At 66.1% G+C, this 12342-nt stretch carries 14 protein-coding genes, 1 tRNA gene and 1 pseudogene; 2 read left to right on the forward strand and 14 right to left on the reverse strand.

The annotated features are described in order from the left end of the window. Positions 1-3: 3 nt before the first annotated feature. The 8 genes and pseudogenes from QP164_RS01675 to QP164_RS01710 all read right to left on the reverse strand — a co-directional run bounded on the left by QP164_RS01675 (position 4) and on the right by QP164_RS01710 (position 6005). A complete protein-coding gene (locus QP164_RS01675) occupies positions 4-675 on the reverse strand; it encodes a glutathione S-transferase (RefSeq protein WP_333921917.1) in 672 nt (223 codons plus the stop codon). Between the two features lie 69 nt (positions 676-744). Then, a complete protein-coding gene (locus QP164_RS01680; RefSeq protein ID WP_243643333.1) occupies positions 745-2172 on the reverse strand; it encodes a S41 family peptidase in 1428 nt (475 codons plus the stop codon). A gap of 156 nt (positions 2173-2328) precedes the next feature. Next, on the reverse strand, positions 2329-2946 hold the full coding sequence (yihA, locus tag QP164_RS01685) for a ribosome biogenesis GTP-binding protein YihA/YsxC (protein WP_132739574.1): 618 nt from the start codon (positions 2944-2946) through the stop codon (positions 2329-2331). A gap of 59 nt (positions 2947-3005) precedes the next feature. Further along, positions 3006-4712 carry a membrane protein insertase YidC gene (gene yidC, locus QP164_RS01690; RefSeq protein ID WP_132738839.1) on the reverse strand — a complete coding sequence of 569 codons (1707 nt, stop codon included), beginning with the start codon at positions 4710-4712 and terminating at the stop codon, positions 3006-3008. Continuing rightward, positions 4709-4956: pseudogene (yidD, locus tag QP164_RS01695) on the reverse strand (membrane protein insertion efficiency factor YidD). Before yidD ends, yidC begins: the two are co-directional and overlap by 4 nt. Positions 4957-5136: 180 nt before the next feature. Then, entirely contained in the window at positions 5137-5475 is a 339-nt protein-coding gene (gene rnpA, locus QP164_RS01700) for a ribonuclease P protein component (RefSeq protein ID WP_435368393.1), read from the reverse strand. A gap of 56 nt (positions 5476-5531) precedes the next feature. Next, positions 5532-5666 carry a 50S ribosomal protein L34 gene (gene rpmH, locus QP164_RS01705; RefSeq protein WP_031393806.1) on the reverse strand — a complete coding sequence of 45 codons (135 nt, stop codon included), beginning with the start codon at positions 5664-5666 and terminating at the stop codon, positions 5532-5534. Positions 5667-5753: 87 nt separating this feature from the next. Then, a complete protein-coding gene (locus QP164_RS01710) occupies positions 5754-6005 on the reverse strand; it encodes a hypothetical protein (RefSeq protein WP_333921918.1) in 252 nt (83 codons plus the stop codon). 180 nt (positions 6006-6185) lie between these two features. Here QP164_RS01710 and QP164_RS01715 point away from each other — a divergent pair, with 180 nt between their 5' ends. Together QP164_RS01715 and QP164_RS01720 are read left to right on the forward strand one after the other, a co-directional pair. Further along, entirely contained in the window at positions 6186-7694 is a 1509-nt protein-coding gene (locus QP164_RS01715; protein ID WP_277982351.1) for a YifB family Mg chelatase-like AAA ATPase, read from the forward strand. 66 nt (positions 7695-7760) lie between these two features. Next, positions 7761-7845: transfer RNA gene (locus tag QP164_RS01720), tRNA-Leu, on the forward strand. A 113-nt stretch (positions 7846-7958) separates the two neighbouring features. Here the strand turns inward: QP164_RS01720 and QP164_RS01725 are convergent. From QP164_RS01725 to QP164_RS01750, 6 genes are read right to left on the reverse strand one after another with little or no spacing between them, the layout of a single operon-like run. After that, positions 7959-8558 (reverse strand): SAM-dependent methyltransferase, encoded by a 600-nt coding sequence (locus QP164_RS01725; RefSeq protein ID WP_333921919.1) that lies wholly within the window; start codon positions 8556-8558, stop codon positions 7959-7961. Continuing rightward, positions 8548-9234 carry a PIG-L deacetylase family protein gene (locus tag QP164_RS01730; RefSeq protein WP_333921920.1) on the reverse strand — a complete coding sequence of 229 codons (687 nt, stop codon included), beginning with the start codon at positions 9232-9234 and terminating at the stop codon, positions 8548-8550. Before QP164_RS01730 ends, QP164_RS01725 begins: the two co-directional genes overlap by 11 nt. Continuing rightward, positions 9228-9752 carry an acyl-CoA dehydrogenase family protein gene (locus QP164_RS01735; protein ID WP_333921921.1) on the reverse strand — a complete coding sequence of 175 codons (525 nt, stop codon included), beginning with the start codon at positions 9750-9752 and terminating at the stop codon, positions 9228-9230. The genes QP164_RS01730 and QP164_RS01735 overlap by 7 nt, the downstream gene beginning before the upstream one ends. After that, positions 9749-10327 carry an acyl-CoA dehydrogenase family protein gene (locus QP164_RS01740; protein WP_333921922.1) on the reverse strand — a complete coding sequence of 193 codons (579 nt, stop codon included), beginning with the start codon at positions 10325-10327 and terminating at the stop codon, positions 9749-9751. Before QP164_RS01740 ends, QP164_RS01735 begins: the two co-directional genes overlap by 4 nt. Beyond that, entirely contained in the window at positions 10324-11358 is a 1035-nt protein-coding gene (locus QP164_RS01745) for a glycosyltransferase (RefSeq protein WP_333921923.1), read from the reverse strand. Before QP164_RS01745 ends, QP164_RS01740 begins: the two co-directional genes overlap by 4 nt. Next, on the reverse strand, positions 11355-12302 hold the full coding sequence (locus QP164_RS01750) for a glycosyltransferase family 2 protein (protein WP_333921924.1): 948 nt from the start codon (positions 12300-12302) through the stop codon (positions 11355-11357). Before QP164_RS01750 ends, QP164_RS01745 begins: the two co-directional genes overlap by 4 nt. Between the last annotated feature and the right edge of the window lie 40 nt (positions 12303-12342).

Consider the following 12342-nt stretch of genomic DNA (forward strand, 5'->3'; position numbering starts at 1 on the left):
CGATCAAGCGGGCGTCGCCACCGGCTGTTCGAATTGTTCGAGGACCCATTCCTCTTCCTGCGCGGCGGCGATCCAGTCCTGCATGAAGGGATGTTCGAACATCGCCTGCATATAGCCTGTTGCAAAACGGGCGATCGGCAGCTGATAGGTGACGATCCGGGTGACGAGCGGCGCGAACATGATGTCCGCCGCGCCGAACTGGCCGAACAGGAAATCGCCCCCGCCACCGAAGCGCGCGCGCGCCTGGGCCCATAATTCCATGATTCGCTGCAACTCGATCAGGACGTCATCGTCGGGTTGCTGCGCGGGGAACACCTGGCGCACGTTCATGCTGTGCTTGCGACGCAGCGCGGCAAAGCTCGAATGCATCTCGGCGGCCATCGACCGCGCCATTGCACGTGCGGCATTGTCCTCGGGCCAGAAGCGCTCGCGTCCGACCTTGTCGGCGAGATAGTCGACGATCGCCAAGCTGTCCCACACCACCGCGTCGCCGTCCCACAGGATCGGCACCTTGCCCGACGACGGCGCGAACTCGTCGCCCGAGCGACGCTTTTCCCAGTCGGCGTCGTACATCGGCACGACCACCTCCTCGAAGGGAAGACCGGATTGCTTGCAGGCGAGCCAGCCGCGAAGCGACCAGGAGGAATAGGCCTTGTTGCCGATGATGAGTTTCATGCGCGCGGTGCTAGGCGAGGGGGCGGCGAGAGGCAACTCGCTCGCCGACCCCTCTTGGGGCTCCAGCGGTCAGAACAGGCCGGGAACCTCACGCTGCGCGGTGCCGGGCCGATCCGGCATCAGCAGGTCGCGCCGTGGCTCCGACGTGCGCAACGACCGTGCGCTGGCGTCGCCGGTAATCGGTGTGCAACTGCGGCCCGCCAGGAAGTTCAACGCCTGACGCGTCGACGATTCGAGCGGATCGCCGAGTTGATAGCCGATATCGTCCGAGGCCTGACAGGACGCCTCGACCTTGGTGGCGAGCCCATCATAGTAATCACCGGTGCGCGCGGCATTCTGCGTCGCCAGTGCCACCACGCGGAGGCGATCGTCGCACGCTTCCTTGTCGAGCGCGATCTGTCCGACCGGCTTGCCATAGGTGTTGGTGCCGATCAGCCCCGCGTTGGTGTGCAGATACGGCGTGAACGCGTTGATCACGAGCTCGCTCGCCGACGCCGTTCCGCCGGTGCCGATGAACGCGATCCGCGTTGGCGCGATCGATTCGGGCTGCGGTGCGAAGAACCGCGTCGTGTTGTTCGAGGCCTTTTCGGTACGGAACGTGACGTAATCGAAGACCTCCGATGTCGATCGCGCACCGCCGAGCAGATCCCCCAGATACTCCGCCGTCTCGATCAGGCCGCCGCCATTGTAGCGCAGATCGATGATGACCTTGGTCACGCCCTTCGCACGGAAATCGGCAAACGCCGTCTTCAGCGCGGGTTCCGCGGTTTTGATGAACGTGCGAAGATTGATGTAGCCGACGCTCTGCCCACCATCCTGGATGACTTTCGCACCATAGCGAGTCGACACCGGCAACAGCGAGAAGTCCGCCTTGGCGACGGTGACGGTACGCGTACCCGCGGCGTCGTTGATCTGGAGGACTCGCGAGGTTCCGACGGTATCGGGGCCAAGCGCGGCGGTCAGTCCGGCGGTACCCTCCGCGGCGACGATCGCGCTGACGGTGCGCAGATTGGCAGCCGTCGTCCCGATCGCCAAAATCTCCGTCCCGCGATCGATCCCGGCGGCAAGAGCGGGCGCGCCCTCGAACGACTCCGCCGAGAACAGGCGTTGGCCGGTTTGATCCAGTGCGAGTCGGAATCCAAACCCGGCGCTGGACCCAGAGTTATAATAGGCGGTCTCTTCCTTGATCGACGTCAGATAGGTGAAATACCGATCCTTGCGCTGCGCTCGCGCGGTGGCGGTCAGCGCGTCGATATAGTCGTCGACCGTCGTGTACGCCGCCGGGCTGAGGCTGGCGGGCAGCGTATCGGGGAACAGATACCATTCGCGAAGCTGTGCCGCGGCCCAGTCCTGGCGTTCGCGGAGCGAACAGCCCGCGGTACTTGTAGGCGTTGGCGAAGGCGTGCTGCCGCCCGTCGAGATCGAACCGTTATCGCTGCCGCCACAGCCCGACAGCATCGCCGTCATCGCCAACAGCCCCACCAATGTCCTACGCATACCCACGATCCCCTTTGACGAGAGGCTACGAAGTTTGACGGACCGTGTCAGGCGGAAATATCAGATTGATCGAAAGTCGGTTCTTTCTCGGTGCGCCGGTCATGCCGACCTTCGATCCTCCCGCTCGCGGAGGAGGATCGATGAGGACCGAATCGCTTAGCTGACCGCTTCGACGACCGCCGCACGCAGTTCGGGAATGCCCATGCCGTATTCGCTCGACGTGACGAGGATGTCGGGATGCGCGGCCGGACGCTTGCGCGCCTCGATCGCGGTGCGCTCGGTGACCTCGACGAGCTCGGACGCCTTGATCTTGTCCGCCTTGGTCAAGACCATGCGGTAGCTGACCGCGGCCTTGTCGAGCATCTCGAGGATCTCGCGGTCGACGTCCTTGATTCCGTGGCGCGAGTCGATCAGCACGAGCGCACGCTTGAGAACATCACGCCCGCGCAGGAAGTCGTTGATCAGGAAGCGCCATTTCTTGACGACGTCCTTGGGTGCCTTGGCAAACCCATAGCCCGGCATGTCGACGAGGCGGAATGCGAGCGGCGCGCCCACGTCGAAGAAGTTCAGCTCCTGCGTACGGCCCGGCGTGTTCGACGTGCGTGCCATCGAGTTGCGCCCGGTGAGCGCGTTCAACAGCGACGATTTGCCGACGTTCGAGCGGCCGGCGAACGCCACTTCCGGCACCAACGCATCGGGCAGGAATTCGAGCGTCGGCGCGGACTTCAGGAAGCCGACATGCCCCGCGAATAGCTTCCGCGCATGCTCGAGCATCTCGGGCGTGAACGGCGCGTCGGTCTGTTCGAGGTCGGGACCTAAGTTAGGGACGTCGTTCACTTGGTCACCGGCACTTTCAGGCCCGGATGGCGGGCGTACAGCAGCTTCTGCTGGATGATGGTCAGGCAGTTCGACGTGATCCAGTACACCTGGAGGCCGACCGCGAAGGGTGCCATCACGAACATCAGCACCCATGGCAGCAGCTTGAAGACCTGCTTCTGCGTGTCGTCCATCGGCGTCGGGTTCAGCTTGAACTGGAAGTACATGCTGATGCCCAGGATGATCGGCACGACACCGATCGCGATCATGTGCGGCGGCGTGAACGGCAGCAGGCCGAACAGGTTGAGCGGCGTCAGCGGATCGGGCGCCGACAGATCCTTGATCCACGCGACGAATGGCTGGTGACGCATCTCGATCGTCAGCATCAGCACCTTGTACAGCGCGTACATGATCGGGATCTGCAACAGCGTCGGCGCGCAACCGGCGAGCGGATTGACGCCCTCGGTCTTGTACAGCGCCATCACTTCCTGCTGCATGCGGACCTTGTCGTCCTTATACTTCTCCTGCAGCAGCTTCATCTTCGGCTGCACGGCGCGCATCGCGGCCATCGACTTGAACTGACGCTGTGCGATCGGGAACAGCAGGCCGCGGATCGTCACGGTCAGCAGAATGATCGCGACACCGAAATTGCCGATCATCCGGAACAGCCAGTCGAGATAGTAGAAGATCGGCTTCTCGACGATCCGGAACCAGCCCCAGTCGATCGCGTAATCGAGTTTCGCGACGCCCTGCTGATCGGTGTAGCGATCGAGCAGGCGGACTTCTTTCGCGCCCGCGAAGAAGCGCGAGGTCTGCGTGATCGCCTGGCCCGGTGCGACTTGCTTGGGCTGGAGCGCGTAATCGGCCTGATAGGCCTTGTTGGCGCCGGCGCGGAACTGGCCGTCGAACGCCTGACCTTGGTCGGGGATGATCGCGGTCAGCCAGTATTTGTCGGTGAAGCCGAGCCAGCCGCCGGTGGTCGTGAACTTCTGCGTAGCCTCGTCGATGTCCTTGTAGTTCGGACGGTAATGCGCGCCGCCATTGTCGACCGACATCGGCCCGACATGGATCGTCATCGACGACGGATCCTTCGAGATGCCGACACGGTTGACGAGGCCATAGGTGGCGACGGGGACGGGCGCGGTGCCCGCGTTCAGAACGGTCTGGCGGACCGTGAACATGTAATCCTGGTCGACCGCGATCTGGATTCGGAAGCGCTGGCCGGTGGCGTTGGTCGCGTCGAGCGTGACCGGCGTGGTCGGGGTCAGCGTGGTCGCGCCCGACGACGTCCAGACGGCATCGGCAGCAGGCGGGGTCAGGCCCTGCGCGCGCCAGCCGAAGCTTGCGAAATACGCGTCGGGCGCGCCGGCGGGCGACAGCAGGCGGATCGGCGGCGAGTTCTTCGCGACGGTCTCGTCATAGCCCTTGAGCACGAGATCATCGATCCGCGCGCCCTTGAGGTTGATCGAGCCAGACACGCGCGGCGTCTCGATGCGGATGCGCGGGGTGCTGGCGATCACGGCGTTACGATCGCCGATCGCGGCGGCACCGTCCGCAGCCGGATCGGCGGCGGGGTTGGCGATCGCTTTGGTCTTGCCACCCTCGATCTTCGTGACCGGCGGATTCGCGGTCGGGAAGAACTTGCCCTGGATCAGCGGCCATCCGAACAGGATCAGCGCCGCGATCACCGCGAACAGCACGAAATTCTGCTTGTCGTCTTTCACAGGGCGGCGTCTTTCAATTTTTTAGGCTTCAGCTCTGGGACCGGATCGGGGCCGTACCCGCCCCACGGATGGCACCGCGCAATACGCTTCGCCGCCACCCAGCCCCCTTGAGCGCGCCATAGCGCCCAACGGCCTCTATTGCATAGGCTGAACAGGAAGGATCGTAGCGGCAACTCGACGGCAGGACGAGCGAGGGGCCGAGTTGCCACGCGCGGGCGATGAGGATGAGGAGGCGGGCTAGCATGTCAAAACCGACGTTCGCCGACACCACAATATTGTTTCCCCGCGAAGGCGGGGACCCAGACTGGGCTCCCGCCTTCGCGGGAGAACAAGGGCCAAGAGGACCGCTTCGAGTGAGGCATTTCCACCCCGGCGAAGGCCGGGGCCCAGCTGGGGGACGTCGCTAACGAATGGCGGTGCTGAATCACGGCCGCTTTCCCACCTGGGCCCCGGCCTTCGCCGGGGTGGTGGCTTGCGCCGATGCGGTATCAGTGGCCTGTGGCGTGACCTTGCGGAACGCCTTGCCCAACTCGGTCCGCAGCAAAGCGAAATCGCGTTCGACACCGCCATTCCGCCCGATCAAAACATGATCGGCCCCCGCAACGCCGCGTTCCGCCAACAGCTCGCGCGCCAACGCCCGCAACCGCCGTTTCATGCGGTTCCGGACGACGGCGTTGCCGATCTTCTTGGTGACGGTGAAGCCGATTCGCATCGTCGCGTCACCGTCATCGCGGGGGCGCATGAGCAGGACGAATCCCGGCATCGGTGCACGCTTCCCCGCATTCGCCGCGAGAAAATCGCGGCGCTTGTCGAGTATGGTTAGGCCGACAGCTTCTTGCGACCGCGAGCGCGGCGTGCATGGATCACTGCCCGGCCGCCGACCGTCGCCATCCGTGCGCGGAAGCCGTGACGGCGTGCGCGTACCAGGTTGCTCGGCTGAAAGGTCCGCTTCATTGGTCATTCCCTAGGTCATCAAATAGAAAACGGCCGCCACAGGGACGGCCTTGATGGCTGGGCGCTTACGGAAAGGGCGGCAGTAAGTCAATTCGCACCGGCCTTGGCAGCAGCGCTTTTCGACGCCTTCGCTCGCTCGTGGCGCCGCATCGCGCTCTGTCGCCGCATCATCCGGTCGACGAAATGCCCGGTCCGCGGCCAGCGCCGCTTGAGCCGCGCCCATTTCAACCGCGCCCAGCGCGAATTGCGCAGGACCAGAACCATCCCGCCCGCAAACAGGAAGATGCCCGCCGGTCCCGGCAACGGCGCAAGGAGCGGCGCTGCGACGATCAACAGCATCCCGAGCACCAACTGGCCGAAGCGGAGGACGGGGAGCGGACTGCTTTCACGGAAGGCATGTGGGTCCGGTGTATTAGGATGGCAAGACGGCGCGGATCGACGGCGTTGGGCCGCGCGTCCTTGCAGACATGGCAAATCGGGTATGAATAAGGCGTGACGTCGTGTCGCGGGGGAGCGGGCATGGCGGCGATCGTGGCGACGGTGGCGTATCTGGGACTCGAAGCGCGCGCGGTCGAGGTGCAAGTCCAACTGATTCCAGGACTTCCTGCGTTCAACGTGGTCGGGCTGGCGGACAAGGCGGTCGGCGAAAGTCGCGAACGCGTGCGTGGTGCGATCGCGGGCATGGGGCTGTCGCTGCCGCCGAAACGCATCGCGGTGAACCTGTCGCCCGCCGATCTGCCGAAAGAAGGATCGCATTTCGATCTACCCATCGCGCTCGCGTTGCTGGCTGCGATGGGGGTGGTCGATGCCGAGGCGCTGGCGGATTACGTGATCGTCGGCGAACTCGGTCTCGACGCGCGGATCACAGCGTCGCCGGGCGTGCTGCTGGCCGCACTGCATGCCTCGGAAGTGGGGAAGGGGCTTGTCTGCCCCGCCGCGCAAGGCTCGGAGGCGGCTTGGGCTGGAGAGATCGAAGTGATCGCCGCGCCCGACCTGCTGTCGCTGCTAAATCACTTCAAAGGCCACGGTCTGCTTAGCCCGCCCAAGCCAGGCATCGCCGAGCAGGCCGATCACGGTCCGGACTTGCGGCAGGTCAAAGGGCAGGAGACGGCCAAGCGCGCGCTGGAGATCGCCGCCGCGGGATCACATAATTTATTGATGGTAGGTCCGCCTGGGTCTGGAAAGTCTCTTATGGCCTCCTGCCTGCCCGGCATCCTTCCGCCGCTCGACCCTACCGAGGCGCTCGAAGTGTCGATGGTCCAGTCGGTTGCGGGCACGCTCTCCGGCGGTCGCCTGACCCGCACGCGCCCTTTCCGCGCGCCGCATCACTCCGCATCGATGGCGGCGCTCACCGGCGGTGGCCTGAAGGTGAAGCCGGGGGAGGTGAGCCTCGCGCATCTCGGCGTGCTGTTCCTCGACGAACTCCCCGAATTCCAGCGCGCCGTCCTCGATTCGCTTCGACAGCCGCTGGAGACCGGCACGGTCAGCGTCGCCCGCGCCAACGCACACGTAACCTTCCCGGCCCGCGTGCAACTGATCGCCGCAATGAACCCGTGTCGGTGCGGGCACCTTGGCGATGCGAGCCTGGCCTGCGCGAGAGCCCCGAAATGCGCAGCAGACTATCAGGCCAAGGTCTCGGGGCCGCTACTCGATCGGATCGACCTCCACATCGACGTCCAGGCGGTCAGTGCCGCAGACCTGATCCTACCGCCACCAACCGAAGGCTCGGCAGAGGTTTCCGTCCGCGTCGCTGCCGCCCGCGCGATCCAGTCCGACCGCTACCGCGATCACCCGGTGCGCACGAATGCCGAGGCGGATGGGGCACTACTCGATGCGGTCGCCACGCCCGACGAAGCCGGCCGGAAACTGCTCGCCCAAGCGGCCGAGGCGATGCGCCTGACCGCGCGCGGCTACACCCGCATCCTCCGCGTCGGTCGCACGATCGCCGATCTCGCCGGCAGCGACACCGTCGGCCGCATCCACATCGCCGAAGCGCTCAGCTATCGTCGCCAACCGCCGAGAAACTGAACCGATACGTTTTCCGATCAAGACAGCTTGCGGCAAACGAAAGCTTCGTCTAGCCAACCCGCCGCTGCCCCTGTGGCGAAATTGGTAGACGCGACCGACTCAAAATCGGTTGCCGCAAGGCATGCTGGTTCGATTCCGGCCAGGGGCACCACCGCAAATAGCCGCACATTTGTGCAAGGCGAGGCCGATCTACCATCCGCGTCGGCTCGCACATTCCACGCGGCGATGTGACCGATCGCTGTCGACCATAGCCCGTTGGCTTCCCTATCGCCGGGTCCACAGATCCAGTCGGTACGATGCCGTCCGCTCCGCACACTCGACCGTGATAGCGTCGCCGATCGCCGCGGATATTTTGTCGACGGCCGCGTCTCCGGTCTGCGGATAGTCGGTGTCGCCGATCCAGTGCACCAGCAATATCCGTCCGCCGGGGACGACATGAGCCCGTAACCACGCCCCCGCGGTGGTGATGTCGTCATCGCTCCAATAATACACGACCTCGGAGAGTAGGACGAGATCGAAGGCGTTGGTCGCGGGAACCTGATCGGGGAAAACGACCTTCTCGAAGCGAACCTGTGGCAGGGCTTCGCACCGCTTGCGTGCATAATCGATCGCCTGCGCGGCGATGTCGATGGCGAGGAGATCGTCGCATAGAGGCGCCAATTGCCGTGTGAGCACACCGTGAGCGCAGCCGATCTCGAGCGCGGCGGCATAGCGACGATCGTCCAGCACGGCGATGGTGCGCGCAAACTTGGCCGCTTCATACGGGCTGCTGGCGAGCGACCACGGATCGTCGTCACCGGCAAAAATGTCCTCGAAATAGGCGGCAGTCAGGCTGCCCCCGCTTTGGGGCGGCTTATCGGGCATCGGCAATTCCGTTCAGATGAAGGACGTCCTCCGCCGGCATCCGCCAGGCGGTCCGCGCAAGGCGAAAGCCCGCGCCATAGGCTGCACCCGTCTGGCTGCGATGCGCCAGCAGTGCCCGGCGACGCTGGCCGACCGGCATTGGGCGCGTGCGAAATGTCGTACGCGCAGGGGGCACGGCGGAATCGGTCCATACGCGGTAGTCGAATATCGTCACCGTGCGCCGGGCGGCACGGATTGCGGCGAGCGCGATCGTCCGGAACGCGGTATGATCGCAATGCGGTTCGTCGGCGCCGGTGACCGCGATCGCATCGACGCCACGTGAGCGGATCAGTGCTGCAAGGCGCCGGACCGTCGCGCGCCATGCCGCGCTGTCGGGGCGATGGGGATGCGCGTCGGGCCAGTCGAGGAACACGGGCAACGCCGCATCGCGTCCGGCCAGCCGCCGGACCGCCAACGCCGCCTCACGCCGCCGCACCCGTGCCAGCCAGGCGCCGCCCACGTCGTGCGATCCGGCGCCATCGGTCAGGTAGACGATCCCCGCAAGGCGACGTGCGGCCGCCGCCTCGGCAACCAGCGCACCTGCGCCCAGCGTCTCGTCATCGGCATGCGGCGCCAGCACCAGCCAGCGCGCGCGTGCGAACCTGCTCGTCGCGAGCAGGCGGGCAATGCCTACCACAGGCGATCCTCGCCCCAGCAATCATGATCGATCCAGTCGCGCACGGCGGCGTCGCGGACCTGGTCGGGCCCTGCCTGACGCAGGTACAGGCTGAGATCGCGGATGATCTTGTCGATACGCTGCCCCTCGAACGTGCTGCGGGTGCCAACAAGCCGTGCCGCATGCTCCATCACGTCGAGCCCGGCGCGCTCGACGACGCCGCGGGTCATCCGTGCGAACGCCGCCGCGTCGGCAACCTCGCGCGCCGCGCGCACCGCCGCCTCGCGCACCCAAAGCCCGGCGGTACGGGTTGCGACGACCGCGTGCCCGAATGCCGCACGCACCAGCGGATCGGCGCGTGCTGTCCCCGAGAGTGTCGCGCGGGTCTCCGCCAGCAGCGCCTCGATCCCGCCGAGTTGGACCGCGGTGAACCGCCACGCACCCGCGGTGAAGCGCGGTTCGCGATCATAGTCGCCGGCCTGGCCCAGCAGCGCATCCTCGTCGATCGGATAGCCGGTCAGATCATAGGCGCCGCTCATGCTCGCGCGCATGCCCCGGACACGCCAGCCACTGGCATCGGTCCGGTCGGGATCGTCGGCGCCGACGATGGCCAGTCGGCGGTCGCCGCTATCGGGCTGGATCGTGACGATCGCATAGGCGATCCCCCTGCGCCGCTGGCGAAGCTCTTTGCGCCCTGCAATGTTCGCCCGCCCAAATTCTCGATCAACGCGACCCCCGGCGCCGGCTCGGTCGCCCATACGCCGAACGCGGCGCCATGATCGAGCACGCGGCGCAGCCAGTCCTTCTGGCTGGCGGTTGCATACCAGCCGAACAGCGCCATCGCGTTGATATGACCTTCGAACAACCGGCCGACACTCAGGTCGCCGCGACCGACCCGACGCAGTGCGTCGAACATTGCGCGATGGCGGGCGTCGGCGTCGGCAAACGTCTCGCCACCCGATTCGACCGGGGCGAACCGGCGCAGCAAACCCGCCTCCGCGAGCAGCGCGATGCTGTCGGCGGGATGCGCGCGCTCCGCATCATAGCGTTCGCCCAGCTTGGCGAGCGCAGCGACCAGCGGATCGTCGAGCACCGTCGTCATTCGTTCGCTCATCCGCGCTCTCCATCGGCCAGGGCCATCACATAATTTGCCAGACGGGCTGCACCATCCGGGTCGTCGAGCGCCGCCTGTGCGGCGGGATCGAGCCGCTCCGCATGCGTCAGCAGCATCGGCCAGTCCGCCGCGGCGGCATCGTCGCACATCAACGCCGCACCCACCGCGACCAGTCGCTCGGCCTTCGATCGCTGTTCGTCGAACGGTCGATCCTCCGGCAGGCAAATAAAGGGTCGGCGTGCCGCCAGCACCGCACCGACCACGCCGTCCCCTGCGCTACCGATGACGATCGCGGCGCGTGCGATCCACGCCGCGGCGTCGTCGACCCAGCCTGATTGCTCGAGATTGGTTGGCGCGTCGACAAGTGGCGGGCAATCGCCGATGATTCGCCACATACGGTCGGGCGTGGCACGCGCCGCGCGGACCCAGACCGCGGCATCGATTGCCGAGCCGCCCCTGCCGCTAACGACAAGGATCGATCGGGGTTCGATCGATGTCGTCCCGACACGGTCGACCAGGCCGGGGGCATAGACGGTCTTTCGTCGGACCCAATCGGGGGTGGCCGGATCGTCGAGTGCTTCGGCAAATGGCGCGACGATCGTGGTCGCGGCGCGAAACGCCTCGTGATGCGGGGCGTCGTCACGCCGGCCGCCTAGCCTGACGTACACGGTCGGTACCGACGCCAGCCGCGCCAGCATCGCGATCTCGCACGACACGTCGACGATCATCAGCGCGGGTTGCTGTTCGGCGATCCAGTGCGTGATCGCCGCGACCCGGCGACGTATTCCGTCATGATCAAGCGGCGCATAGTGCAGCGCCGCGGGGCGATCCGCGGCATCGTCGCGACCGTCGAACCCGCAAGCAAGCCGGTCGTCGGGAATGTCGACATAGCGGTGGGCACCGCTCCGCCCGGCGATGTTCGTGCCGATTAAAGTGATTCGCCCGTCGGCATGATCCGCGATCGCCGACGCTCGCATGCGGTGTCCGGCGCCGTGGTGATGGACGTAATAGCCGATCGGACGTCGGCTCATGAAGCAAGCAAGGGCGTGACGGGCTCGATCGAGATCGCGCCGGGATATTGGGGCAGGGGCATGTCGCCGGGCATTGGCGGCAGGTCCGCCTCGCGTGCCAGCATCGCCGCGACGCCGTGTGCGTGGCGGGTTGCACGCCGCCAATTGGCACGGGTCCGCCAATGCTCGAACGCAGGTACCCAGGGATCCGCGCCCCGATCGAGCGTTGCTGCGAGTTCGGCCATCGCGAGCGCCATGCCCCCCGCGGCACGCCCCTCGGTGCGCGCCGACACGCGGGTCCAGACCGAAGGCGGATGGACCAGCCGCCCGCCCGCTGCGACCGCGTCGATGACCATCGATCGATCCTCGCCCGATGCGATTGGCGGGACCCCGCCGATCATGCGGTACAAGGCTGCGTCGATCGCGATGCTTGCCCCTGTATGGTCGCCGTGACGCGGGGGCGGATCGTGCGGGGATGGGTCGATCGCGTCCTCGATCGCGCGGACCGCGGCCCAATATCGATCGAACCGTTCGCGCATCGCGGTGATCGCCGCATCGATCGGCTCCGCGTCGTCGAGGACGATCCGTCCACCAACGATATCCGCACCTGCGTTGATCGCGGCGAGGTTGGCCGCGAGCCAGCCAGCGGGAGGACGACAATCCGCGTCCGTGGAAATCAGCACGCCGCCGCGGTCGTCGCCGCCGATACCGCCGCCGCCGCCAATCCCACCGTCAACGACATGGCGATATCCCATCTCCATGGCGTGGCCACGCGCGCTCCCGGCATGTGCTAACGCGGGTTCAAAGGTGCGAGACTCGACCACGATGTCCAGCCGACCGGCGTACCGTATCGCGACATTGCTCATGACCCCGACGCTGTCGTCGTCGCTATTGTTGATACACAGCGCAATCGGGATACGCCCGCCGATCGTTTGCGCGGCAAGTGCCTCAAACAATATCGGCAAGCGCAGGCTTTCGTTGCGGGCAGGTACGCAGACGCAGAAC

This window comes from Sphingomonas sp. LR59, from assembly GCF_036855945.1.
GTDB lineage: Bacteria > Pseudomonadota > Alphaproteobacteria > Sphingomonadales > Sphingomonadaceae > Sphingomonas.

Excerpts from the sequence above, each read along its gene's own strand:
- QP164_RS01745 (WP_333921923.1), bottom strand. The coding sequence starts at position 11,358 with ATGAGCCGACGTCCGATCGGCTATTACGTCCATCACCACGGCGCCGGA.
- QP164_RS01735 (WP_333921921.1), bottom strand. The coding sequence starts at position 9,752 with ATGAGCGGCGCCTATGATCTGACCGGCTATCCGATCGACGAGGATGCG.
- QP164_RS01710 (WP_333921918.1), bottom strand. The coding sequence starts at position 6,005 with ATGCTGTTGATCGTCGCAGCGCCGCTCCTTGCGCCGTTGCCGGGACCG.
- QP164_RS01740 (WP_333921922.1), bottom strand. The coding sequence starts at position 10,327 with ATGAGCGAACGAATGACGACGGTGCTCGACGATCCGCTGGTCGCTGCG.
- QP164_RS01680 (WP_243643333.1), bottom strand. The coding sequence starts at position 2,172 with ATGCGTAGGACATTGGTGGGGCTGTTGGCGATGACGGCGATGCTGTCG.
- rpmH (WP_031393806.1), bottom strand. The coding sequence starts at position 5,666 with ATGAAGCGGACCTTTCAGCCGAGCAACCTGGTACGCGCACGCCGTCAC.
- QP164_RS01725 (WP_333921919.1), bottom strand. The coding sequence starts at position 8,558 with ATGCCCGATAAGCCGCCCCAAAGCGGGGGCAGCCTGACTGCCGCCTAT.
- rnpA (WP_435368393.1), bottom strand. The coding sequence starts at position 5,475 with ATGCCGGGATTCGTCCTGCTCATGCGCCCCCGCGATGACGGTGACGCG.
- QP164_RS01675 (WP_333921917.1), bottom strand. The coding sequence starts at position 675 with ATGAAACTCATCATCGGCAACAAGGCCTATTCCTCCTGGTCGCTTCGC.
- yihA (WP_132739574.1), bottom strand. The coding sequence starts at position 2,946 with ATGCTCGAGCATGCGCGGAAGCTATTCGCGGGGCATGTCGGCTTCCTG.
- QP164_RS01715 (WP_277982351.1), top strand. The coding sequence starts at position 6,186 with ATGGCGGCGATCGTGGCGACGGTGGCGTATCTGGGACTCGAAGCGCGC.